The following is a 23072-nucleotide window of genomic DNA, read 5'->3' as shown; positions in this document are numbered from 1 at the left end:
GTCGAACCTGAGCGGAGCTGCGACGGCGGGGAACCGGCCTAGCCGGCGTCAGCCTCCATCGCCTGCACCAGGCTGGCGGGACGCATGTCGCGCCAGGCCGCTTCGATCACGTCAAGACATTCCTGGCGCGACCCCTCCGGGCAGGCAACACCCCAGCCGCCCGGGATATCAATACCCGCAGGCCACAGCGAGTATTGCCCCTCGTCGTTAACCAGCGCCACGAACCGCTCCGACTCGTCGTCGAAAGGATTAGCCATGACTCCCCCCATTCTTTTCGCAGTACCTTCACAGCGTACTCGCCGAACGCTTCCAGACATACCGATTCAGCATTTTCCGTCTGCGAAGCAGAAATCCAGCCACTCGACACGATACCGATCACGCGGGGTGGCGACAGATGTACCGGCAAGTAACAGGAACTTCCAGAGCGGGGCAGCCGGTATCCCCATGAGGCCACTCGCGCCAGACGGTCACACTAGAGGACCAACGTCTACCCGGAGGCAAACCAACCGCACACGATCGAGGGAGTTTATTTAAATGACACAAATCACATGCTTCAGGCATATGCCTTCTGCATTCTTCCAGAGATATTCAGCCGCTCCAGCGACTCCGTGTGCAAATGTGGCCGGTTTCGGCCGCATGGATGCGACGCAGCACCAGAGGCATATTCGCCTGACACTTCTTGACAGGTAGGCACGCACAACTATGCCGCGCTTCCGCGCCGCGCGAATGCACCCCCACGGGGGCGTACTCGGCCCGGTGCCCAGGACGTGCTGAACCCGACCGTCCCCCTCTCATCCACCAGGTCACTGGACCAGGCGCCGAACTCACAGAAGCCGCACCCGCGGCACACGCGGTAGCGGCTGCCGGCGCCACGTCTCGTCGCGGACGACTGAGGCGGCGTCTGCCGGCGTCGGCAGAACTGCTGTCGCGACGAGGCGGCTGTGAGCTATGACCGTGCTGTGCGGGACGGCCACCGTCCGCTCGGCAACCACCGAGCGGGCTCGACCCAGGACGTGCTCCACGGGTGCCGCCTGGAGTCGGCCGGTGCCTTCGCGCCTCCGGCGCCGCGCGTCACGGCGTACGAGGAAGCCCTCGTCGCGCGACACCCGGACGACATCGACCGCAGTTGGGTGCACTGCGCGCCGACCAAGATCCGGTCCATGCGCGGACCACCCGCCTACAGCTTGGCCGAATCGTGGCCGTTTCCGCTGGTCAACGGCCATGCGAGGCATGTACCACCAGCAGACGAAGAACCTACTGGCACTCTGCGCAGGTGGCTGAGTGGGATCGCCCAGCACCACGAAATTCCCGGCGCCTTGCCACACCCGCGCAGTCAGGAGGCCGCCTGATCAGCGGGACAACGCGCCTGACGGCCCATCAGAACGGGCGTCAAATGAGCGTCAAGATGCCTCGGAGAGCGTCATTTCAGCATCAAGATATCGCCCGTAAAGCCCATAACACACATGGCACACACCACTCAAACCCGCAGGTCAGGCGCCCTTTGCGACAGGCTCAAGAATCGCCACGCACTCCACATGGTGCGTCATCGGAAACAGATCGAACGCCCGCAGCGTCCGCACCCGGTACCCGCCCTCCGCGAAGTACGCCAGGTCCCGTGCCAGTGCCGCCGGGTCGCAGGCGACGTACGCGACACGGCGTGCACCCAGCGACACCAGGTGCTTCACCACCTGCTTGCCGGCGCCCGCGCGGGGCGGGTCCAGGACGATCAGGTCGCATTCCGTGATGCCCGTGCGGGGCAGGACCTGGTCGACCTTGCCCTGCTCGATGCGGACGCGGTCCAGGTCCTTGAGGTTGTGGCGGGCGTCCTCGACCGCGCGCTTGCCGGACTCGATGCCGAGCACCGCGCCCTTCTCGCCGATGCGCTGGCCGATGGCGCCGGCGAAGAGGCCGACGCCGCAGTAGAGGTCGAGGGCCGTGTCGTTCTTGCGGGGCAGCAGGCCCTGCATGACCGCGCGGACCAGGGTGTTGGCCGCCTGCGGGTGTACCTGCCAGAAGCCGCCGGAACCGACCCGGTAGGTGCGGTCGTCGGCGCGTTCGCGGACGAAGGCGCGGCCGTGGACACGGTGGACGCCGCCGTCGTGCTCCTCCACGCGGAGTACGGAGACCGGCTTGTCCAGCTCCACCAGGGGGAGCCGGCCGCCGGGCTTCGGGGTGAGGATGACCTGGCGGTCGTTGGAGCCGGTGGCGGTGATGGCCTCGACCGCGGCGATCTGCGGCCATGTGCGCTTCTCGACGCCGAGTTCGCAGACGCCGGGTGCCGCGATCAGGCAGCGGTCGATCGGCTGGACGTCGTGCGAGCGGTGCTTGCGCAGGCCCGCCCGGCCCTCCGCGTCCACCGTGTACTGGACGCGGGTGCGCCAGGCCGGGACCTCGCCCGGCGGGAGCTTGTCGCCCTCGGCGGGCATCACCGTGCCGTCCCAGCCGGCCTCCTCGGGCGTCAGGCCCGCCAGGCGCTTCAGCTGCTCGGCGATCACCTCGCCCTTGAGGCGGCGCTGCGCGCCGGGCTTGGCGTGCTGCCAGTCGCAGCCGCCGCACATGCCGGGGCCCGCGTACGGGCACGGGGCCTCGACGCGGTCCTTGGACGGCTCCAGGACACGTACGGCGTCGGCCCGCAGGAAGCGGGAGTCCGTGTCGCCGTCGGTGACCTTGGCGATGATCTTCTCACCGGGGAGTGTGTGGCGGACGAAGAGGACCTGGTTCTCGGCCGTACGGGCGATGCAGTGGCCGCCGTGCGCGACGGGCCCGACCTCGACCTCGTACTCCTCCCCGACCAGCGACGACGTGGGTTCGTTCTGCATGAGGGGAGGCTCCAGAAAGGGGAAGGGGAAGGCGGGTTCGCGCGGCCGGACAACAGCCCACCAGTCTACGTGGGTACCGCCAGGGTGCTTACCACGCGAGCCTCGCCGCCCCACTCAGCCCTTCCGGCCCGGCTCCTTGTGGTGCCGGCGTTCCACCGGGCCCCGCCGTACCGAACCCGGAGCGCTCCAGTTCGCACGCCTGCGCGCCCGCTTCTTCGCCGCCTCGGAGGACTGGAGCTGGTAGGGGACGGAGGTGACCATCACACCCGGGGTGAACAGCAGGCGGCCCTTGAGGCGCAGGGCGCTCTGGTTGTGCAGCAGGTGCTCGTACCAGTGGCCGACCACGTACTCCGGGATGTAGACACTGACCACATCGCGCGGGCTCTGCCGGCGCAGGCCCTTCACGTACTCGATGACCGGGCGGGTCACCTCGCGGTACGGCGAGTCCAGGATCTTGAGCGGTACGTCGATGTTGCGCCGCTCCCAGTCCTGGCGCAGCGCCTTCGTCTCGTCCGGGTCGACGCTGATGGAGAGCGCCTCCATGTGGTCGGCGCGGATCAGCTTGGCGTAGGCGAGGGCGCGCAGGGTCGGGCGGTGGAGCTTGGAGACCAGGACGATCGCGTGGACGCGGGAGGGGCGCATGGTCGCGTCGGGGGCGGCGTCGTCCGCGGCGATCTCGGCGGCCACCCGGTCGTAGTGCTTCCGGATCGCGGTCATCGTGCCGTAGAAGATCACCATGCCGAGCAGTGCGACCCAGGCGCCGTGCGTGAACTTGGTGGCCAGGACCACGACCAGGACCAGACCGGTGAAGAAGGCCCCGAAGGCGTTGATGGCCCGGGAGCGGATCATGTGGCGGCGCTTGGCCTGGTCGCGCTCGTCGGCGAGCAGGCGGTTCCAGTGCCGCACCATGCCGATCTGACTGAAGGTGAAGGCGACGAACACCCCGACGATGTAGAGCTGGATGAGGTGGGTGGAGTCGGCGTCGTAGATCCAGACCAGCGCGATGGCGGCCCCGGCCAGCAGCAGGATGCCGTTGGAGAAGGCGAGGCGGTCGCCGCGGGTGTGCAGTTGGCGCGGCAGGTAGCGGTCCTGGGCGAGGATCGATCCGAGCAGCGGGAAGCCGTTGTACGCGGTGTTCGCGGCCAGGAAGAGGACCAGCGCGGTGGCCGCGGCGAGGATCATGAAGAGGAACGAGCCGTGGCCGAAGACGGCCTCCGCGACCTGCGCGATGACCGGGTCCTGGGTGTAGGCCGGGCCTACCGGCACCCCGTCGCGGATCAGGTCGACGGCCGGGTTCTCGGCCATCTTGACGTTGGTGGCCATGGCCAGGCCGATGATCCCGCAGAACATGGTGACCGCCAGGAGGCCCATCAGGGCGAGGGTGGTCGCGGCGTTCTTGCTCTTCGGCTTCCGGAAGGCCGGCACACCGTTGCTGATCGCCTCGACGCCGGTCAGGGCCGCGCAGCCGGAGGAGAAGGCGCGCAGCAGGAGGAAGACGAGGGCGAATCCGGCGAGGCCCGGGTGCTCGGGCTTGATCTCGAAGTCGGCGGTGGGGGCGTTCATGGTGTCGCCGAGGATCAGCCCGCGGAACGCGCCCCAGAGGATCATCAGGAAGACACCCACCACGAAGAGGTAGGTGGGGATGGCGAAGAGCTTCCCGGACTCCTTGACTCCTCGCAGGTTCATCAGGGTGAGCAGGACGATGGCGCCGATGGCCATGGGGATCTTGTGCTCGATGACGAACGGGATCGCGGAGCCGAGGTTCTCGATGCCCGAGGAGATCGACACGGCGACGGTGAGGACGTAGTCGACGAGCAGGGCGCTCGCGACGGTCAGTCCGGCCTTGGGGCCGAGGTTGGTCGCCGTGACCTCGTAGTCACCGCCACCGCTCGGGTAGGCACGGACGTTCTGCCGGTTGGAGGCGACCACCGTGAACATGAGGATGGCGACGGCGAGCGCGATCCACGGGCTGAAGTGGTACGCCGACACGCCCGCGATGGACAGGACCAGGAGGACTTCTCCAGGTGCGTACGCCACCGAGGACAGCGGGTCGGATGCGAAGACGGGGAGCGCGATGCGCTTGGGGAGGAGCGTCTCCCCCAGCTTGTCGCTGCGCAGCGCCCGGCCGATCAGAATCCTTTTGGGCACGTCGGTCAGTTTGGACACGTCGAGGATCGTAAGCGGCCACCGTGCCGGTCACGCGCGCCTGATCGGCGTGACACCCCTGTTCTCCTGCGGTAGGAGCAGAATCCGACCGTAATCCTTAACGCAATCCTTGCGAGTGGCGCAGCACTTTTACTCCCCCTTTGCCCATGTGTCCGGGGCAACGCACACTCGGAGGAATCAGCGGCCCCTCAGCGGCATAAGCTCATCCCCGGGCAGCGCCGAAGTCGTTGCCCCGTTGTTTGCCCGGCAAGCTGAGAGAGAAGTGTGAGCAGCGTGTTTTCGCAGGTCAGCCGGTTGACCAGGACGGCGAGGTAGGCGAACGGTGCACATCGTCATCATGGGCTGCGGGCGCGTCGGAGCCGCTCTCGCACAGACCCTGGAGCAGCAGGGCCACACGGTCGCGGTGATCGACCAGGACCCCACGGCCTTCCGCCGCCTCGGGTCCGGATTCGGCGGTCGCCGGGTCACCGGGGTCGGCTTCGATCAGGACACCCTCCGCGAGGCAGGCATTGAGGAGGCCGGGGCGTTCGCCGCGGTCAGCAGCGGCGACAACTCCAACATCATCGCGGCCCGCGTGGCCCGCGAGATGTTCTCCATCGAGAACGTCGCGGCCCGTATCTACGACCCGAAGCGGGCCGAGGTGTACCAGCGGATCGGGATCCCCACCGTGGCCACGGTCCGCTGGACGGCGGACCAGATGCTGCGGCGGCTGCTGCCGTCCGGCGCGGAGCCGCTGTGGCGCGATCCGAGCGGGGGGGTGCAGCTCGCCGAGGTGCACACGACGCCGTCGTGGATCGGCCACCGGATCAGCACCCTCCAGGAGCAGACCGGCGTCCGCGTCGCCTTCCTCACCCGGTTGGGCGAGGCCATCCTGCCGACGTCGCAGACCGTCCTCCAGGACGGCGACCTGGTGCACGTGATGATGCGTACCGACGAGATCGCCAAGGTCGAAGAGGCCTTCGCCGAGGGTCCCGAGGAGGGCGGTCACTGATGCGTGTGTCGATTGCCGGAGCGGGCGCGGTGGGCCGTTCCATCGCCGCCGAACTCCTGGAGAACGGGCACGAGGTACTGCTCATCGACAAGGCGCCCAGCGCCATCTCGGTGGAGCGGGTCCCGTCGGCCGAGTGGCTGCTCGCGGACGCCTGCGAGATCACCTCGCTGGACGAGGCGGCCCTCCAGCGCTGCAACGTGGTGATCGCGGCGACGGGCGACGACAAGGTGAACCTGGTCGTCTCGCTGCTCGCGAAGACCGAGTACGGCGTGCCGCGCGTGGTGGCGCGGGTCAACCACCCGAAGAACGAGTGGCTCTTCAACGAGTCCTGGGGCGTCGATGTCGCGGTCTCCACCCCGCGGCTGATGTCGGCCCTGGTCGAGGAGGCGGTGAGCGTCGGCGATCTGGTCCGGCTGCTGCGCTTCAGCCACGGCGACGCCAACCTGGTGGAGCTGACGCTGCCGCCGGAGTCGGCGCTGGCCGGGACCCGGGTCGGCGATGTGGCCTGGCCCGAGGACACCTCGCTGGTCACCATCATCCGCGGGACGCGGGTGCTGACGCCGAGCCCCGATGAGTCCCTGGAGGCCGGTGACGAGCTGCTGTTCGTGGCGGCCCAGGCGCGCGAGGAGCAGTTGGAGGACCTGTTGTCGGTCCGCCGCGATCTGTCGTCCGACGACTGACACACCGCCGTAGAGCTGACGCGTGAGCATAAGAGGGGCCCGTAACCGCACAACAGCGGTAACGGGCCCTTCCTTTTACGTCTTCACGCCTTACGTCTTCACGCCTCCGGGGTGCGGAGAGCCGCCGCGGCCTGCTCGGCCTTGCGGTCCTTCTCGGCCTGCTCCGCCGCCTTCTCCTCGGCCTCCATCTCGGCGAAGACGTCGATGGGCGGCGGCGCCTTCGCGAGGAAGACCCAGGTCAGGTAGACCGCGAGGAGGAACGGCGGGATCTTCAGCGCGATCAGCACCCAGCCGAACTGGGTGGTGTCGGCCCACCAGTAGAGCGGGAAGAGGATCGCGCACTTGGTGAGCAGGATGAGGCCCCAGGCGTAACTCGCCTTGGTGTACGCCTTCTTCCGGCCCGGGTTACGCGTCCGCCAGGAGAGGTTCTCCTTGAAGACCGGGCCCAGGATGAGACCGATCAGCGGCACGCCCGCGGCGGCGGTGCCGAGATAGGCGACGGCCAGCCCCAGGGTGTAGAGCATGCCCGGCAGGTAGAAGTCCTTGGCGTTGCCCGTCATCATCGCGAAGACGACACCGAAGGCCACACCGAAGACGCCGCTGAAGGCGTGCTTCACGGTGTCCCGGCGGATCAGCCGTACGGCGACCAGGGCCAGGGAGACGGCCAGGGCCGCGATGGCCGAGATGTGCAGGTCCTTGTTGATGGTGAAGATCGTGACGAAGAGCAGCCCGGGCAGGACCGTCTCCACCATTCCGCGCACGCCGCCGAAGGCCTCGAAGAGGGCGGCTTCGGTGACCGCCTTCGACTCGGCGTCCTGCTGGGCGGCGTGCCTTCCGCCGGTGTTCTCCCGGTCGGTGGGGTGGGGCTGGTCCGTTTCGGACGTCGGCTTGTCGAGAGACGTCACCGGCTACTCCTTGCCGAGCGGTCGGAGTTCGTATGTGGGGTTGAACAGCACCCGGCGCCCGTGACTCATGGCGACCCGGCCCGAGGCGATGATCCGGCGGCCGGGCTCTATGCCGACGATGGAGCGCCGGCCCAACCAGACCACGTCCAGCGGCTCGGTGCCGTCGAAGAGCTCCGCCTCCAGGGCGGGCACTCCGGCACGGGGTCGGAGGGTGACGGTCCGCAACGTACCAGCCACCTTCACGATCTGGCGGTCGGAGCACTCCGATATCCGGGTGCATCCGGTGGCCTGGGTGTCCTCCCGCAGCTCCTGGGACTCCAGGTCCTCCTGGGAGCTGGAGAGCCGGTCGAGCATACGGCGGAAGCGGCCGGACGGCCTCTCCGCCCTGCCGGCCTTCTCGTGTCGGGGAACAGCGCTCATACCCGAAGGGTACCGGTCCCCCGTGCCCCGGGCCGAGGCCCGGGTGAACCACTCGAAAGGGTGACGCGGCGGGCGTCAGTCGCGCTCGAAGCGGTAGCCCATGCCCGGCTCGGTGACGAAGTGGCGGGGGTGCGAGGGGTCCGCCTCCAGCTTGCGGCGCAGCTGGGCCATGTAGACCCGCAGATAGTTGGTCTCGGTGCCGTAGGAGGGCCCCCAGACCTCCTGGAGGAGCTGTTTCTGGCCGACCAGGCGGCCGTCGTTGCGGACGAGGACCTCAAGGAGGTGCCACTCGGTGGGAGTGAGCCGTACGTCGCGGCCGGCGCGGTGCACCTTCTTCGCGGCCAGGTCGACGGTGAAGCCGGCCGTCTCCACGATCGCGAGGTCCTCGGTGACGTCCTGGCCGACCGGTTCCGAGCGGCGCACGGAGGCGCGCAGCCGGGCCAGCAGCTCATCCATGCCGAAGGGCTTGGTGACGTAGTCGTCGGCGCCCGCGTCCAGCGCCTCGACCTTCTCGTCGGAGGTGTGGCGTGCGGAGAGGACGAGGATCGGGACCCGGGTCCAGCCGCGCAGGCTCCGGATCACCTCGACCCCGTCCATGTCGGGCAGCCCGAGGTCGAGCACCACGACGTCCGGGTGGAGGGCGGCGGCGAGCTGGAGGGCGGTCGCCCCGTCGGGGGCTGCGTCGACCTCGTACTGCCGGGCCTTCAGGTTGAGCACGAGGGCGCGGACGATCTGCGGCTCGTCGTCGACCACAAGGACCCGGGTCATCGCGGACCTGCCTTTCTGCTGAGCTGGCTGTGCGGGGAGGAGGGGGCGTGCTTCACGTGGGGCGGGTCCGCCATGGGGCGGCGGGATCGTGCGCGGCGGGTCCGTCATGGGGTGGCCTCGGCCGGGAGGGCCGCGCGGCCCTCGGCCTGGTCCCGGCCCGGTGCCGCGGTGAGCGTGAGGACCATGGTGAGCCCGCCACCGGGCGTGTCCTCGGCGTCCAGCGTGCCGCCCATCGCCTCGGCGAAGCCCCGGGAGACCGCGAGGCCGAGGCCCACTCCGGCGCCGCGCGGCGCGTCACCGTACCGCTGGAAGGGCTCGAAGATCCGCTCCTTGGCCTCGTCGGGGACGCCGCGCCCCCGGTCGACGACCCGGAGCTCGACGCGTTCGCCGAGCGCGCTGGCGGCCACCGCGACCCGCGAACCGCCGGGGCTGTACTTGACGGCGTTCTCCACGACATTGGCGACGACCCGCTCCAGCAGCCCCGGGTCGACGGCGACCATGGGCAGCGTCTCGGGGATGTCCAGGTCGACGCTGTCCTCCGGGACGCCGCCGAGCGCCATCGGGACGACCTCGTCGAGGTCGATCTCGCGGATCAGCGGCGTCACGGTGCCGGTCTGGAGGCGGGACATGTCCAGCAGGTTGCCCACCAGGTGGTCGAGCCGGTCGGCGCCGTCCTCGATGCCTTCGAGGAGCTCCGCCTCGTCCTCCGGCGACCAGGCGACGTCGTCGGACCGGAGCGAGCTGACGGCGGCCTTGATCCCGGCGAGCGGGGTGCGCAGGTCGTGGCTGACGGCGGCGAGCAGCGCGGTCCTGATCCGGTTGCCCTCGGCGAGCCTGCGGGCCTGCTCGGCCTCCCAGACCAGGCGCTGGCGGTCCAGGACGACGGCCGCCTGGGCGGCGAAGGCGCCGAGCACCCGGCGGTCCTCGGCCGGCAGCACCCGGCCCGAGAGCGCGAGCGCCATGTTGTCACCGACCGGCATGTCCACGTCCGCGTCGTCGGGCCGGGCGACCGGGGCGGGCCCGACGAACCCGGCGCAGGTCCACGGGTCGACGTCGCTGGCCCGCTCCAGCAGCGCGACCGACTCCATCGCGAAGGTCTCACGGACCCGCTCCAGCAGCGCGTCCAGCGCGGTCTCGCCGCGCAGCACGCTGCCCGCCAGGAAGGAGAGGATCTCCGACTCGGCGCGCAGCCGGGCCGCCTGGTGGGTGCGGCGGGCCGCCAGGTCCACCACCGAGGAGACCGCCACGGCGACCGCGAAGAAGATCACGATGGCGACGAAGTTCTCCGGGTCCTGGACGGTCAGGGTCTGGGTCGGCGGGGTGAACCAGTAGTTCAGGAGCATCACGCCGACGGCGGCCGAGGCGAGGGCGGGCCGCAGTCCGCCGAGCAGGGCGGCGGCGACGGTCAGGAAGAGGAAGAGCAGGACGTCGTTGGCGAGGCCTGGGCCGTTCTCCAGGCTTCGCAGCAGCAGCGAGAGGAGGACCGGGCCGGCGACACCGACGAGCCAGCCCGAGATGATCCGGGCCCGCCCGAGCCGGGCACCGCGCGCGATGGGCAGGCCGCGCCCCTTGGCCACCTCTTCGTGGGTGACGATGTGGACGTCCAGGTCGGGTCCGGACTCCCGGGCGACGGTGGCGCCGACCCCGGGGCCGTAGATGTACTGCCAGGTCTTGCGGCGGCTGGAGCCCAGCACGATCTGGGTGGCGTTGACGCCTCGGGCGAACTCCAGGAGGGCGGCGGGGATGTCGTCGCCGATGACGTGGTGGAACGTTCCGCCGACGTCCTCGACCAGGGTGCGCTGGACGGCGAGCTCCTTGGGCGATGCGGAGGTCAGTCCGTCGCTGCGCGCGATGTAGACGGCGAGGATCTCGCTGCCGGAGCCCTTGGCGGCCATCCGGGAGGCGCGGCGGATGAGGGTGCGCCCCTCGGGCCCGCCGGTGAGGCCGACGACGATGCGTTCGCGGGCCTGCCAGGTGGTACGGATGTTGTGCTCGCCCCGGTACTGCTGGAGGTACTCGTCCACCCGGTCCGCCGTCCACAGCAGGGCCAGCTCGCGCAGCGCGGTCAGATTGCCGGGCCGGAAGTAGTTCGAGAGCGCCGCGTCCATCTTGTCGGGCTGATAGATGTTGCCGTGCGCCATCCGGCGGCGTAGCGCCTGGGGCGACATGTCGACCAGCTCGATCTGGTCGGCCCGGCGCACCACCTCGTCCGGGACGGTCTCCTGGCGGCGTACGCCGGTGATCGACTCGACGACGTCGCCGAGCGACTCGATGTGCTGGATGTTGACCGTGGATATGACGTCGATGCCGGCGCGCAGGAGTTCCTCGACGTCCTGCCAGCGCTTGGCGTTGCGGGAGCCGGGCAGGTTGGTGTGGGCCAGCTCGTCGACCAGGGCGACGGCCGGGGCGCGCTCCAGGACGGCGTCGACGTCCATCTCGGTCTCGGCGGGGTGGGCCGGGTGGTGGGTGATCTCGCGGCGCCGGACCTGCTCCAGGCCGTGCAGCAGCGCCTCGGTGCGCGGCCGGCCGTGGTGGTTCACGTAGGCCACCACGCAGTCGGTGCCGCGCTCGACCCTGCGGTGGGCCTCGGAGAGCATCGCGTACGTCTTGCCGACGCCCGGTGCCGCGCCCAGGTAGATCCGGAGTGTGCCGCGTCCCATGACCCCATTGTCTTCTTTCGTCGGCCGTCGTCCGTCCACGGCCGGTGGCGCCCGGTGCGGCTGCCACCTTGGACGCTACTCCGCGCGCGGACGCCATCCGGGGCCGGGAGTGGCGGCGCGGGCCGTATTGACGGAACTCTGATGCGCGGCGTGCAGGTGAAAAGCCGGTGGGCCGCACCCCGCAGGAGGGTGCGGCCCACCGGCCGCGATGCTGTGGTGACGTACTACCGCTAGCGGACCTCGGTGATCTCCGGTCCGCGCTGGAGCTGGCCCATGCCGCCGGAGAACTTCGAGCCCTCCTGCTCCTCCTGCTGGACGCCCTCGGGCACCATCTGGGCGTCGTTGGGGAGCTTCAGGACGATCGGGTCGCGCGGGGCCATCGGGGCGTCCCCACGGACCACCACGGTGTCCCGGAAGATCGTCTCCAGCAGGCCCGCGGCCTCCGGCTGGACGGCGCCCTGGCCGGAGATGACTCCGCGCAGGAACCAGCGGGGGCCGTCGACACCGACGAAGCGCACCAGCTGGACACCGTTGGTGCCGTCCGGGAGCTGTACGGGGACCTGCGCGCGCAGCTCCCAGCCCAGCGGGCCCTCGACCTCGTCGATGACGCCGCCCTGCTGCGTGATGCCGGAGGCGATCTCCTCGCGGACCTCGCCCCAGATGCCCTCGCGCTTGGGAGCGGCGAAGGCCTGCAGCTGGACCGCGCTGTCGCGGAGCACGACGGTGGCGGCGACGATCGCGTCCCCGGCCACCTCTACGCGCAGCTCCATGCCCTCGACCCCGGGCACGAAGATGCCGCCCAGGTCGACCCGGCCCTCGCCGGGCTGGGAGACCTCGGTGCTGTCCCAGGGTCCGTCGGGCCGGGGAGCCGGCGGAAGATTCGCCCGGCGGGCGCTCGGCGCGGCCCCGTCGGCGCTCTCGTCGGCGACCTGCTCGGCCTCGCGCACCTCGTCCGCCGCGTCCTCGGCGGAACCACTCTTCTTGCGACGTCCGAACACGTCACTGTCCTTCCCGGTCGGATACGACCGAAGCGTAGCTGTTCCCACCGTGGGTGATCCCGCCCTCGGCGACGTCCACCGACGCATGGCCGCCGGTGGACCCGAAGCCCCCTTCGGCCCGCGCCGAGCCGGGAAGTTCCGCCACCTCGTGGAAGCGCACCTTCTCGACCTGCTGGACAACCAATTGGGCAATCCGGTCGAACCGTTCGAACCGGACGCTCTCGCGCGGATCGAGGTTGACCACGATCACCTTGATCTCCCCACGGTACCCGGCATCCACCGTCCCTGGGGCATTCACGAGGGCCACTCCGCAGCGGGCCGCGAGGCCGGAGCGCGGGTGCACGAAGGCGGCGTACCCGTCGGGCAGGGCGATCGAGACCCCGGTGGGCAGCACCGCGCGCTCGCCGGGGGCGAGTTCGGCGGCCTCGGTGGTCACCAGGTCGGCCCCGGCGTCGCCCGGGTGTCCGTACGCCGGAATCGGTACGTCCGGGTCGAGCAGGCGGATGAGTACGTCGACGGGGTTGCGGGTCACGGGTTCACCTCGAAGGCGCGGGCGCGCCTGACCTGGTCGGGGTCGGACATGGCGGCCTGGATCTCGGCGGGCCGCCCGTTCTCGATGAAGTGGTCCACCTTGACCTCGATGAACAGCGCGTCGGCCCGGACCGCGACGGGCCCCTCGGGACCGCCGATCCGGCCGGTGGCCGTGGAGTAGATCTTCCGGCCGTGTACGGCGGTGATGCGGGCGTCCAGGTGCAGCACGGTGTCCACCGGGACGGGCCGCACGAAGTCGGTCTCCAGCCGTCCGGTCACCGCGATCGTGCGCAGCAGCCAGTTCAGCGAGCCGAGCGTCTCGTCCAGCGCGGTGGCGAGCACGCCGCCGTGGGCGAGGCCCGGGGCGCCCTGGTGGGCGGGCTTGACGGTGAACTCGGCGGTCACGCTCACGCCCTCGCCGGCCCGTGCCATCAGGTGCAGGCCGTGCGGCTGTCCGTCGCCGCAGCCGAAACAGTGCTCGTAGTGCGCGCCGAGAAGCTCCCCGGGAGGCGGGGCGTCCGGGTGCCGGACCGGGGCGACGGCGTCGGCCGGAGGTGTCAGAGCTGCTGATGTTCCACTCACAGCCGCAGACCTTACCCGCGCGGCGGCACGCCGGTCGCGCCGTGCCAAGCTTGGTTCCATGCAGCCTTCCGCACCGCCCTTCGACGAACGTCTCACCGCGCCCCGTTCCTGGTGGTTCATCGCCTTCGGGATCGGTGTCGCCTGTGCGCTGATGCTTCTGCCGCTCGGCGCCCTGCCGATGCTGGCCGGACTGGTCGGCGGTACGGCGGCGGCCGCGGCGGCGGTGAGCAGTTACGGCTCCGCCCGGATCCGGGTGGTCGGCGGGGCCCTGGTGGCGGGTGACGCGCGTATTCCGCTCTCGGCGCTCGGGGAGCCCGAGGTGCTGGACGCCGAGGAGGCGCGCGCCTGGCGCACGCACAAGGCGGACGCGCGCGCCTTCATGCTGCTGCGCAGCTATGTGGGGACGGCGGTGCGGGTGGAGGTGACGGATCCGCAGGACCCGACTCCGTACGTCTTCCTCTCCACCCGGGACCCGGAAGGGCTGGCGGCGGCGCTGACGGCCGTACCGGCGGCCTGAGAGCCGGTCCCGGCGCGGCGCCGGTCAGGCGCCGTCGATCTCCTTGGGCAGGACGACCGGCACGGCGGGACGCTCCAGCGGGGGCAGTTCGGTGAGCCGGTCCCAGGGGATCTGCCGCTTGCGCAGGTCGTTCCTGATCCGGTCGGCGAGCTTGCGGGTGTCTCGGCGGTTCATCGTGGCGCCGACGGCCGCGCCGATCATGAACGGGATCAGGTTGGGCAGGTTGCGGGCCATGCGCTTGGTGATCTGCTGACGCAGCTCGCGCTTCATCTGGCCGCCCAGGGCCGCGTTGAGCGTGGTGGGGCGGGTGACGTCGATGCCGCGCTCCTCCGTCCACGACGTCAGATACGCGGTGGAGCGCTGGGCGAGGTTGCCCGGCGGGCGGTGGCCGTAGACCTCGTGGAGCTCGGCGACGAGCTTCATCTCGACCGCGGCGACGCCGGTGACCTCGGCCGCCAGCTCGGCGAGCATGGCGGGTGGCACGGGCAGCATGGCGGCCGCTCCGATGCCCGCGCCGACGGTGGCGCTGGCCCGGCTCGCGCCCGCCACCAGCTTGTCGGCGAGCTCCTCGGGCCCCAGCCCGGGGAACTGCTTGCGCAGGGTGGCGAGATCGCGCACCGGGACGCGGGGAGCCGTTTCGATGATCCGGTCGGCCAGCTGGCCGGCCAGGACACGGGCGCTCTCCCCGCCCTTGCGTACCCCCCGTTTCACTGCGTTCAGGCGGCCTGCCCCGGTCGTGGGCTCCGCCTGGTCCTGCTCTCCGCTCCGGTCCGGCAGGTCCGCCGCGCCCGCCACTTCGAGCGAGGCCGAACGGCCCCGCTCGTCGTCGGAGGTGCCGGAATCACCGGGACCGGGAACACCGGAGGAATCCGGCAGGGCGGCGGACCGCTCGGCAGACGGGCTGACGCCTGCTGCCGGGCCTGTGCCGCCCTGATTCGCCTCCGGTCCGTGCCGGCGCCAGGGGCGCCGCTTCCGGAACGGTGTGTCGCCTGCCACGGCCGACCCTGCCTCAGTCGCAGTCGCGGCAGATGGGCTGACCGTTCTTCTCGCGGGCCAGCTGGCTGCGGTGGTGCACCAGGAAGCAGCTCATGCAGGTGAACTCGTCGGCCTGCTTGGGCAGGACCCGGACGGCCAGCTCCTCGTTGGAGAGGTCCGCGCCGGGCAGCTCGAGGCCTTCGGCCGCGTCGAATTCGTCGACGTCGACGGCGGATGCCGTCTTGTCGCTCCGACGAGCCTTGAGCTCTTCGAGGCTGTCCTGGTCCACATCGTCGTCGGTCTTGCGTGGGGTGTCGTAATCCGTTGCCATGTCGCTCTCCCCCTCTTGGGTTTCTGCGGGTGTCTCAGCGCACGTAACGCGTGAGAGGCCGGACTTGTGCCCGACCTGAGGCGGAGATTTTGCCTCACATCAAGGTCTGTTACTCAATCGACACCCAACCGGCCGCCTCGGCGAGGCTCGGCTTGGGTGGCGATGGGGACCGTACACGGTCCCGACTGTGCAGTTCACAGGCGCCACCCCGTGTACTTCCCGTGATAGCACCCCCCGAAAACCCGGACGATTACCGGCTTTCCGAACAGGATGTGATCACGGAGCGTAGATGACCCGAAAACGTGCTCTGTGATCGATCACACACGGCTCGCCCGGGAACGGGTCCTGAAAATTCCGCCCAAAGCGAACGTGGAGATTCGGTGCAGAGTCACACCGTGCAGCCTCTCAGACCGGCAGGGTGACGCGCATCACGAGACCGCCGCCCTCGCGGGGCTCCGCGATGATACGGCCTCCGTGGGCCCGCGCGACGGACCGGGCGATCGACAGGCCGAGTCCGACCCCCTTGTCGCTGCCCGTGCGCTCGGTACGCAGCCGCCGGAAGGGCTCGAAAAGGTTGTCGATCTCGTACGCCGGCACCACAGGACCGGTGTTCGAGACGGTCAGCAGAGCCTGTCCGGGCTGCACGGAGGTGTCGACCTCCACCCAGCCGTCCTCGGCCACGTTGTAGCGCACGGCGTTCTGTACGAGGTTCAGCGCGATCCGCTCCAGCAGGACGCCGTTGCCCTGGACGACGGCGGCGGAGCGCTCACCGTGGATCTCGACCTTCCTCGCCACCGCCTCCGAGCGGGCCTGGTCGATGGCACGGTCGGCGACCTCGGCGAGGTCGACCGGTTTGCGTTCGATGATCTGGTTGTCGCTGCGGGCCAGCAGCAGCAGCCCCTCGACCAGCTGTTCACTGCGTTCGTTGGTGGCCAGCAGCGTCTTCCCGAGCTGCTGGAGCTCGGGCGGGGCCTCCGGATCGGAGAGGTGGACCTCCAGCAGCGTGCGGTTGATCGCCAGCGGCGTGCGCAGCTCGTGCGAGGCGTTGCCGACGAACCGCTGCTGCGCGGTGAACGCCCGCTCCAGCCGGTCCAGCATGTCGTCGAAGGTGTCCGCGAGCTCCTTGAGCTCGTCGTCCGGGCCGTCCAGCTCGATCCGCCGGGTCAGGTCGGTGCCCGCCACCCTGCGCGCGGTCCGGGTGATCCGGCCGAGCGGGGACAGGACGCGGCCGGCCATGGCGTAACCGAAGGCGAAGGCGATCACACTGAGGCCGACGAGGGCGAGGAGCGACCGGTTGAGCAGGGTGTCGAGGGCCGCCTTGCGCTGGTTGTTCACGCAGGCGTTCACCGCGGCGTTGAAGGCGTCGGGGCTGGCGTTCGGGGGCAGGTCGCAGATCTCGCTGGTGACCTTGCCGCTGACGATCTCGAAGGGCAGCTCGCTGCCGACGTGCAGGGCCTGCGCGGCCAGCATGTAGATGATCGAGAGCAGCAGGATGCCCGCGATCAGGAACATCCCGCCGTACAGCAGCGTGAGTCGTATCCGGATGGTCGGGCGCAGCCAGGGGTACGGGGGGTCCTGCTGCTTGGGCTCCCAGGTGGGCTTCGGAGGTGCCGTGGGGGGCGGCGGGGTGGCTGCCATGGTCCTCAGATCCGGTATCCGGAGCCCGGCACGGTGACGATGACGGGCGGTTCGCCGAGCTTGCGGCGGAGCGTCATGACCGTGACCCGCACCACGTTGGTGAAGGGGTCGGTGTTCTCGTCCCAGGCCTTCTCCAGGAGCTGCTCCGCCGAGACGACGGCGCCCTCGCTGCGCATCAGGACCTCCAGCACCGCGAACTCCTTCGGGGCGAGCTGGATCTCCACCTCGTCGCGGAAGACCTCGCGCCGGTTCGGGTCGAGCTTGATGCCGGCGCGCTCCAGGACGGGCGGCAGCGCCACCGTCGTACGGCGGCCGAGCGCGCGCACCCGGGCGGTCAGCTCGCTGAAGGCGAAGGGCTTGGGCAGGTAGTCGTCGGCGCCCAGCTCCAGGCCCTCGACCCGGTCGCTGACGTCGCCGGAGGCGGTGAGCATGAGGACCCGGGTGGGCATGCCGAGCTCGACGATCTTGCGGCAGACGTCGTCACCGTGCACCACCGGGAGGTCCCGGTCCAGCACGACGACGTCGTAGTCGTTGACCCCGATGCGCTCCAGGGCCGCGGCACCGTCGTAGACGACGTCGACGGCCATGGCCTCCCGGCGCAGTCCGGTGGCCACCGCATCGGCGAGCAGCTGCTCGTCCTCGACGACGAGTACGCGCACAGCGCAGTCCTTCCTTAGGTCCTTCTACGGGTTCACACAGCGAACGGCCCCGAGAGGGGCCGACTGTGTGCGTCCATCCTGCCCGCAACGCGTATAAACCGGCGGTAAGACGGCGCTGGGCCGCCCTCGACCGGAGAAGGGCGCGGAATTACCGGTCAGTTGAGGTTTCCTTGAGTCTGCGCATGGGGAAGAGGGGTTCACACCCGCGATCACGCCCCGGCCCGTGGCATCCCACGGCCCCGTCTCCGTTCCCGGAGAGCGGCGAGATCACCCGCTCCTCCGGCTCCCCGGCCGGAGGCATTCCGGGCACACCCCCGTGCCACCGACCCACGATGAGGGGGCGCATCATGGACGCTTTCACCGCAGGTCTGCTGCACCGCATCAAGACCACCGAGTCCGACCTCACGAGGGCTCGCGAGGACGGCGACGACTTCCTGGCGGATGTCGAGCAGGGCGAGCTGGACGACCTGCACCGCCTCGCGGCCGAGCACGGCGTGCACATCGGCGCCACAAGCGTCTGAGCCGCACAGCAGAGGGCCCCGGATGCCGTCACGGCATCCGGGGCCCTCTGCTGTGCCGCGCGGCCCTCACACCCCTCACCAGGGCTTCGGCGGGTCAGTCGTGCCAGGCGCCCAGCTCGTCGAGCGCGGCCTGCAGCGGCTCGAAGACACCAGGGGTGGCGGCCACCGTGAGGTCGCCATCGGCCGGGAGCCCGGGACGGCCGCCGGTCAGCGCGCCCGCCTCCCGCGCGATGAGGTCGCCGGCCGCGAGATCCCAGGGGTGCAGTCCGCGCTCGTAGTAGCCGTCCAGCCGGCCCGCCGCCACATCGCAGAGGTCCACGGCCGCCGAGCCGCCGCGCCGGATGTCGCGGAGCCTCGGGATCAGCTGCTGGGCGACGTCCGCCTGGTGGGCGCGGACGTCGCTGACGTAGTTGAAGCCGGTCGAGACGAGGGCCTGGTCCAGCGGCGGGGCCGGGCGGCAGCGCAGGGCGTTGCCGTTCGCGTACGCACCGCCGCCCAGGACGGCCTGGTACGTCTCGCCGCGCATCGGGGCCGCGACGACGCCGACGACCCGCTCACCGTCGCGCTCGGCGGCGATGGAGACGGCCCAGGTGGGGAGGCCGTACAGATAGTTCACGGTGCCGTCCAGCGGGTCGATGACCCAGCGGATGCCGGTGGAGCCCGGCGAGCTGGCACCCTCCTCACCGAGGAAGCCGTCGTCGGGGCGGAAGTCGGAGAGGTAGCCGGTGATCAGCTTCTCGGCGGCGATGTCCATCTCGGTGACCACGTCGATGGGGCTGGACTTGGTGGCGGCCACCCCGAGGTCGGCGGGACGGCCGTCCCGCAGCAGGGCTCCGGCGCGGCGGGCCGCCTCCAGGGCGAGGTCGAGCAGTTCGGACAGGGCGGGGTCGGTCACGGGGGCTCCCAGGGGCTCGACGAGAACAGGGGCTTGCGCGTGCGCGTACGAGGAGACTCTTCGCCCGTACGGAAGGCTCCTCGCGCGTACGGGGACGCCAGGGGTCACACGTACGGCAGGGGCTTCACGCGTACGGGCTGTCGGCGCCCGCAGCGGCCGGTTTCGGCGCCCTGGCCGGGCAGCAGCCGACCGGGCAGAGGTCGTGGGACGAGCCGAGGGAGCCCAGCGCGCACGGCTTCACCTCACGCCCCCGCTCACGCGCCGCGCGCTCCAGGAGGAGATCCCGTACGGCGGCGGCGAAGCGCGGATCGTCGCCCACCGTCGCGGACCGGCGGACCGGAAGACCCAGCTCGGCGGCCTTGGCGGTGGCCTCGGTGTCCAGGTCGTACAGGACCTCCATGTGGTCCGAGACGAAGCCGATGGGCGCCATCACGACGGCGGGGACGCCTTCGCCGTGCAGGGTCTCCAAGTGGTCGCAGATGTCGGGTTCCAGCCACGGGGTGTGCGGGGCGCCGCTGCGGGACTGGTAGACGAGCCGCCACGGGTGCTCGACGCCGGTCCGCTCGCGCACCGCTTCCACGATCAGCCGGGCCACGTCCAGGTGCTCCGCGACGTACGCACCGCCCTCGCCGTGCGCCTCCTCCGGCCCTGAGGCGTCGGCGGCGGAGGCCGGGATGGAGTGCGTGGTGAAGGCCAGGTGAGCGCCCGTACGGACGTCCTCGGGCAGGTCGGCGAGGGAGGCGAGCAGGCCGTCGGTCATCGGCTCCACGAAGCCGGGGTGGTTGAAGTAGTGGCGCAGTTTGTCCACGCGCGGCACGTCGAGGCCCTCCGCCTCCAGGGCGGCCAGCGACTCCGCGAGGTTCTCGCGGTACTGGCGGCAGCCCGAGTACGAGGCGTACGCGCTGGTCGCGAGGACGGCGATCCGGCGGTGCCCGTCGGCGGTCATCTCGCGCAGGGTGTCGGTGAGGTAGGGCGCCCAGTTGCGGTTGCCCCAGTAGACCGGCAGGTCCAGGCCGTGGTCGGCGAAGTCCTTGCGCAGCGCCTCCAGCAGCGCACGGTTCTGGGCGTTGATCGGGCTGACCCCGCCGAAGAGGAAGTAGTGCTGCCCGACCTCCTTGAGCCGTTCCTCGGGGATGCCCCGGCCACGGGTCACGTTCGCCAGGAACGGAACCACGTCGTCCGGGCCCTCGGGACCGCCGAAGGAGAGCAGCAGCAGGGCGTCGTAGGGAGCGGGATCGCGCAGATCGGACATGACACCGATCCTGCCACCCGCCGCTGACAGCGCGGCAACCGACATCCGACGGTCCGTCGGGAAGGGCCGGAACCCTTGACGGCAGCACGCCCCTTCCGCGCCTCCGCACGCTTCGCGATCCGGTGTCCGGCACCTCTGCCCGGCCGTAAGCTGTATCAGCCAGCTACACGCATGACAGGCACGACCGGAGTACCTCCTTGCCCAGCCCCTACCGCGCCATCTTCGCCGCCCCCGGATCCAAGGGGTTCTCCGCCGCAGGCTTCTTCGGGCGGATGCCGTTGTCCATGATGGGCATCGGCGTCGTGACCATGATCTCCCAGCTCACCGGCCGTTACGGGCTGGCCGGTGCGCTCACGGCGACGCTCGCCATGGCGGCCGCGGTCTTCGGTCCGCAGGTCTCACGCCTGGTCGACCGGTACGGCCAGCGGCGGGTGCTGCGCCCCACCACGCTGGTCGCGGTGGCGGCGGTGGCTGGGCTGCTGATCTGCGCGCAGCAGGGAGCGCCGGACTGGACGCTGTTCGTCTTCGCGGCGGGCGCGGGCTGTGTGCCGAGCGTCGGGTCGATGGTCCGGGCCCGCTGGGCGGCGATCTACCGGGGTTCCAGCCGCGAGCTGCACACGGCGTACTCCTGGGAGTCGATCGTCGACGAGGTGTGCTTCATCTTCGGCCCGATCATCTCGATCGGGCTCTCCACCGCCTGGTTCCCGGAGGCCGGCCCGCTGATCGCCGCCGCGTTCCTCCTCGTCGGCGTCTTCTGGCTGACCGCCCAGCGCGCCACCGAGCCGATCCCGCACCCGAAGTCGCTCCACACCGGCGGCTCGGCGCTGCGCTCCCCCGGTCTCCAGGTCCTGGTGATCACCTTCGTGGCGACGGGCGCGATCTTCGGGGCCGTCGACGTGGTGACCGTGGCCTTCGCCGAGGAGAGCGGCCACAAGGCGGCGGCCTCCCTCGTGCTGGCCGTCTACGCGCTCGGCTCCTGCCTGGCCGGGGCCGTCTTCGGACTGCTGCACCTGAAGGGGAGGCCCGCGACCAGGTGGCTGGTGGGGGTCTGCGCGATGGCCGTGAGTATGATCCCCCTCCAACTGGCCGGGAACCTTACGTTGCTGGCCGTGGCGCTCTTTGTCGCGGGCCTCGCCATCGCACCGACGATGGTCACGACCATGGCCCTCGTCGAAGCGCACGTACCGCGCACCAAGCTGACCGAGGGCATGACCTGGACCAGTACCGGGCTCGCGGTCGGAGTGGCGCTCGGCTCCTCGGCCGCCGGCTGGGTGGTCGACGCCGCCGGGGCGAAGGCGGGGTACGCGGTGCCCGCCGTGGCGGGAGCGCTCGCGGCGGCGGTGGCGTTCCTGGGGTACCGCCGGCTGGCGAAGCCGGCTCCTACCGGAGGGCGCGGGGAAGATGACCGACACCTACGCACGGACGACGACGAGCGCGTGGCGTAACTGGGCGGGGACCGTCACCGCCCGGCCCGCCAGGGCCGAGTCGCCCGCGTCAGTGGACGAGCTGGTGGACGTGGTGCGCCGGGCGCACGCGGAGGGGCTCACGGTGAAGCCGGTCGGCACCGGCCACTCCTTCACGGCGACGGCCGCCACCGACGGCGTGCTGATACGCCCGGACCTGCTCACCGGCATCCGCGACATCGACCGCACGACCATGACCGTCACCGTGGAGGCGGGCACTCCGCTCAAGCGCCTCAACACCGCGCTCGCCCGTGAGGGCCTCTCGCTCACCAACATGGGCGACATCATGGAGCAGACGATCGCCGGCGCGACCTCCACCGGGACGCACGGCACCGGCCGTGACTCGGCGTCGATATCCGCCCAGATCCGCGCCTTGGAGCTGGTCACCGCCGACGGCACGGTGCTGGTCTGCTCGGCCGACGAGAACCCGGAGATCTTCGCCGCCGCCCGGGTCGGGCTCGGCGCGCTCGGTGTGATCACCGCCGTCACCCTCGCCGTGGAGCCGGTCTTCCTGCTGACCGCCCGCGAGGAGCCGATGGCCTTCGAGCGGGTCACGGCCGAGTTCGACCAGCTGGTCGCCGAGAACGAGCACTTCGAGTTCTACTGGTTCCCGCACACCGGCAACTGCAACACCAAGCGCAACAACCGCAGCGCCGGCCCGGCCGCCCCGCCCAACAAGGTGAGCAGCTGGATCGACGACGAGCTGCTCTCCAACGGCGTCTTCCAGGTGGCCTGTTCGGTCGGCAGGGCGATCCCGCCGGCCATCCCGTCGATCGCCAAGCTCTCCAGCCGCGCGCTGTCCGCCCGGACCTACACCGACATCCCGTACAAGGTGTTCACCAGCCCGCGCCGGGTGAAGTTCGTGGAGATGGAGTACGCCGTTCCGCGCGAGCAGGCCGTGGCGGCGCTTCGCGAGGTGAAGGCGATGGTCGAGCGCTCACCGCTGAAGATCAGCTTCCCGGTCGAGGTGCGCACCGCGCCGGCCGACGACATGGCCCTCTCGACGGCCTCTGGCCGCGACAGCGCGTACATCGCCGTCCACCTCTACAAGGGCACGCCCCACCGCTCGTACTTCACGGCGGTCGAGCGGATCATGACCGCGCACTCCGGCCGCCCGCACTGGGGGAAGATCCACACCCGGGACGCGGCCTATCTGGCGGAGGTCTACCCGCGCTTCGGCGAGTTCACCGCGCTGCGCGACCGGCTCGACCCGGACCGCATGTTCGGCAACGACTACCTGCGGCGCGTGCTCGGCGAGTGACCTCCCGGTACGCCTCGGCCCCCCTTGAAGCGTCTCAAGG

22 protein-coding genes are annotated in these 23072 nt (G+C 70.6%); 6 read left to right on the top strand and 16 right to left on the bottom strand.

The window, feature by feature from the left end; all coding sequences use genetic code 11:
* Positions 1–38: 38 nt before the first annotated feature.
* The 3 genes from ACIRR8_RS27155 to ACIRR8_RS27145 all read right to left on the bottom strand — a co-directional run bounded on the left by ACIRR8_RS27155 (position 39) and on the right by ACIRR8_RS27145 (position 4985).
* On the bottom strand, positions 39–257 hold the full coding sequence (locus tag ACIRR8_RS27155) for an MbtH family protein (protein WP_404069665.1): 219 nt from the start codon (positions 255–257) through the stop codon (positions 39–41).
* Between the two features lie 1233 nt (positions 258–1490).
* Entirely contained in the window at positions 1491–2819 is a 1329-nt protein-coding gene (locus tag ACIRR8_RS27150) for a class I SAM-dependent RNA methyltransferase (protein WP_404069663.1), read from the bottom strand.
* A gap of 114 nt (positions 2820–2933) precedes the next feature.
* On the bottom strand, positions 2934–4985 hold the full coding sequence (locus tag ACIRR8_RS27145) for an APC family permease (RefSeq protein ID WP_404069661.1): 2052 nt from the start codon (positions 4983–4985) through the stop codon (positions 2934–2936).
* 322 nt (positions 4986–5307) lie between these two features.
* On the opposite strand from ACIRR8_RS27145, the gene ACIRR8_RS27140 reads away from it, so the two are divergent.
* Both ACIRR8_RS27140 and ACIRR8_RS27135 read left to right on the top strand, forming a co-directional pair.
* Positions 5308–5976, top strand: coding sequence for a potassium channel family protein (locus tag ACIRR8_RS27140; protein WP_404069659.1), 669 nt, complete (start codon positions 5308–5310; stop codon positions 5974–5976).
* Positions 5976–6656, top strand: coding sequence for a potassium channel family protein (locus ACIRR8_RS27135; protein WP_404069657.1), 681 nt, complete (start codon positions 5976–5978; stop codon positions 6654–6656). The genes ACIRR8_RS27140 and ACIRR8_RS27135 overlap by 1 nt, the downstream gene beginning before the upstream one ends.
* Before the next feature lie 98 nt (positions 6657–6754).
* Here ACIRR8_RS27135 and ACIRR8_RS27130 read toward each other — a convergent pair whose 3' ends face one another.
* The 7 genes from ACIRR8_RS27130 to ACIRR8_RS27100 all read right to left on the bottom strand — a co-directional run bounded on the left by ACIRR8_RS27130 (position 6755) and on the right by ACIRR8_RS27100 (position 13520).
* Positions 6755–7561 carry a DUF3159 domain-containing protein gene (locus ACIRR8_RS27130; protein ID WP_404069655.1) on the bottom strand — a complete coding sequence of 269 codons (807 nt, stop codon included), beginning with the start codon at positions 7559–7561 and terminating at the stop codon, positions 6755–6757.
* 3 nt (positions 7562–7564) lie between these two features.
* Positions 7565–7981, bottom strand: coding sequence for an OB-fold nucleic acid binding domain-containing protein (locus ACIRR8_RS27125; protein ID WP_078533286.1), 417 nt, complete (start codon positions 7979–7981; stop codon positions 7565–7567).
* Positions 7982–8056: 75 nt separating this feature from the next.
* Positions 8057–8749 (bottom strand): response regulator, encoded by a 693-nt coding sequence (locus ACIRR8_RS27120; protein WP_404069653.1) that lies wholly within the window; start codon positions 8747–8749, stop codon positions 8057–8059.
* A 104-nt stretch (positions 8750–8853) separates the two neighbouring features.
* Positions 8854–11409 carry an ATP-binding protein gene (locus ACIRR8_RS27115; RefSeq protein ID WP_404069651.1) on the bottom strand — a complete coding sequence of 852 codons (2556 nt, stop codon included), beginning with the start codon at positions 11407–11409 and terminating at the stop codon, positions 8854–8856.
* Positions 11410–11639: 230 nt separating this feature from the next.
* Positions 11640–12407, bottom strand: coding sequence for a DUF3710 domain-containing protein (locus ACIRR8_RS27110; RefSeq protein WP_404069649.1), 768 nt, complete (start codon positions 12405–12407; stop codon positions 11640–11642).
* Position 12408: 1 nt separating this feature from the next.
* Complete coding sequence (gene dut / locus ACIRR8_RS27105; protein ID WP_356749056.1) at positions 12409–12939, bottom strand: dUTP diphosphatase; 531 nt, start codon at positions 12937–12939, stop codon at positions 12409–12411.
* Positions 12936–13520, bottom strand: a complete 585-nt coding sequence (locus ACIRR8_RS27100; RefSeq protein ID WP_404069647.1) for a PaaI family thioesterase — start codon at positions 13518–13520, stop codon at positions 12936–12938. Before ACIRR8_RS27100 ends, dut begins: the two co-directional genes overlap by 4 nt.
* 58 nt (positions 13521–13578) lie before the next feature.
* Here ACIRR8_RS27100 and ACIRR8_RS27095 point away from each other — a divergent pair, with 58 nt between their 5' ends.
* Positions 13579–14037, top strand: coding sequence for a DUF3093 domain-containing protein (locus ACIRR8_RS27095; RefSeq protein ID WP_404069645.1), 459 nt, complete (start codon positions 13579–13581; stop codon positions 14035–14037).
* A 24-nt stretch (positions 14038–14061) separates the two neighbouring features.
* Here ACIRR8_RS27095 and ACIRR8_RS27090 read toward each other — a convergent pair whose 3' ends face one another.
* The 4 genes from ACIRR8_RS27090 to ACIRR8_RS27075 form a co-directional block, all read right to left on the bottom strand.
* Entirely contained in the window at positions 14062–15033 is a 972-nt protein-coding gene (locus ACIRR8_RS27090) for a hypothetical protein (RefSeq protein WP_404069643.1), read from the bottom strand.
* Positions 15034–15046: 13 nt separating this feature from the next.
* The gene (locus tag ACIRR8_RS27085) at positions 15047–15343 is read right to left on the bottom strand and encodes a DUF4193 domain-containing protein (protein WP_003965732.1); all 297 of its coding nucleotides are present in this window, start codon (positions 15341–15343) and stop codon (positions 15047–15049) included.
* 405 nt (positions 15344–15748) lie between these two features.
* The gene (locus tag ACIRR8_RS27080; RefSeq protein WP_404069642.1) at positions 15749–16981 is read right to left on the bottom strand and encodes a sensor histidine kinase; all 1233 of its coding nucleotides are present in this window, start codon (positions 16979–16981) and stop codon (positions 15749–15751) included.
* Between the two features lie 5 nt (positions 16982–16986).
* Positions 16987–17640, bottom strand: coding sequence for a response regulator transcription factor (locus ACIRR8_RS27075; RefSeq protein ID WP_006128158.1), 654 nt, complete (start codon positions 17638–17640; stop codon positions 16987–16989).
* A gap of 347 nt (positions 17641–17987) precedes the next feature.
* Between ACIRR8_RS27075 and ACIRR8_RS27070 the strand changes: the two genes are divergently transcribed.
* Entirely contained in the window at positions 17988–18161 is a 174-nt protein-coding gene (locus ACIRR8_RS27070; protein WP_356749066.1) for a hypothetical protein, read from the top strand.
* 94 nt (positions 18162–18255) lie between these two features.
* Here the strand turns inward: ACIRR8_RS27070 and ACIRR8_RS27065 are convergent, their stop codons facing one another.
* Together ACIRR8_RS27065 and ACIRR8_RS27060 are read right to left on the bottom strand one after the other, a co-directional pair.
* Positions 18256–19056 (bottom strand): inositol monophosphatase family protein, encoded by an 801-nt coding sequence (locus tag ACIRR8_RS27065; RefSeq protein WP_404069639.1) that lies wholly within the window; start codon positions 19054–19056, stop codon positions 18256–18258.
* A gap of 124 nt (positions 19057–19180) precedes the next feature.
* Entirely contained in the window at positions 19181–20308 is a 1128-nt protein-coding gene (locus ACIRR8_RS27060) for a ferrochelatase (protein ID WP_404069637.1), read from the bottom strand.
* Between the two features lie 197 nt (positions 20309–20505).
* Here ACIRR8_RS27060 and ACIRR8_RS27055 point away from each other — a divergent pair, with 197 nt between their 5' ends.
* Together ACIRR8_RS27055 and ACIRR8_RS27050 are read left to right on the top strand one after the other, a co-directional pair.
* Positions 20506–21753 (top strand): MFS transporter, encoded by a 1248-nt coding sequence (locus ACIRR8_RS27055; protein WP_404069635.1) that lies wholly within the window; start codon positions 20506–20508, stop codon positions 21751–21753.
* On the top strand, positions 21710–23032 hold the full coding sequence (locus ACIRR8_RS27050) for a D-arabinono-1,4-lactone oxidase (protein ID WP_404069633.1): 1323 nt from the start codon (positions 21710–21712) through the stop codon (positions 23030–23032). Before ACIRR8_RS27055 ends, ACIRR8_RS27050 begins: the two co-directional genes overlap by 44 nt.
* Positions 23033–23072 lie beyond the last annotated feature (40 nt).

This window comes from Streptomyces sp. NPDC101178, assembly GCF_044767965.1.
In the GTDB taxonomy this organism is placed as follows: Bacteria; Actinomycetota; Actinomycetes; order Streptomycetales; family Streptomycetaceae; genus Streptomyces.
Note: the sequence above shows the minus strand (reverse complement) of the source record. Positions and strands in the feature narration are given on the sequence as shown.

Coding starts and splice junctions, on each gene's coding strand:
- ACIRR8_RS27155 (WP_404069665.1), bottom strand. CDS start 257: ATGGCTAATCCTTTCGACGACGAGTCGGAGCGGTTCGTGGCGCTGGTT.
- ACIRR8_RS27150 (WP_404069663.1), bottom strand. CDS start 2,819: ATGCAGAACGAACCCACGTCGTCGCTGGTCGGGGAGGAGTACGAGGTC.
- ACIRR8_RS27135 (WP_404069657.1), top strand. CDS start 5,976: ATGCGTGTGTCGATTGCCGGAGCGGGCGCGGTGGGCCGTTCCATCGCC.
- ACIRR8_RS27125 (WP_078533286.1), bottom strand. CDS start 7,981: ATGAGCGCTGTTCCCCGACACGAGAAGGCCGGCAGGGCGGAGAGGCCG.
- ACIRR8_RS27120 (WP_404069653.1), bottom strand. CDS start 8,749: ATGACCCGGGTCCTTGTGGTCGACGACGAGCCGCAGATCGTCCGCGCC.
- ACIRR8_RS27115 (WP_404069651.1), bottom strand. CDS start 11,409: ATGGGACGCGGCACACTCCGGATCTACCTGGGCGCGGCACCGGGCGTC.
- ACIRR8_RS27095 (WP_404069645.1), top strand. CDS start 13,579: ATGCAGCCTTCCGCACCGCCCTTCGACGAACGTCTCACCGCGCCCCGT.
- ACIRR8_RS27085 (WP_003965732.1), bottom strand. CDS start 15,343: ATGGCAACGGATTACGACACCCCACGCAAGACCGACGACGATGTGGAC.
- ACIRR8_RS27080 (WP_404069642.1), bottom strand. CDS start 16,981: ATGGCAGCCACCCCGCCGCCCCCCACGGCACCTCCGAAGCCCACCTGG.
- ACIRR8_RS27070 (WP_356749066.1), top strand. CDS start 17,988: ATGGACGCTTTCACCGCAGGTCTGCTGCACCGCATCAAGACCACCGAG.
- ACIRR8_RS27060 (WP_404069637.1), bottom strand. CDS start 20,308: ATGTCCGATCTGCGCGATCCCGCTCCCTACGACGCCCTGCTGCTGCTC.
- ACIRR8_RS27050 (WP_404069633.1), top strand. CDS start 21,710: ATGACCGACACCTACGCACGGACGACGACGAGCGCGTGGCGTAACTGG.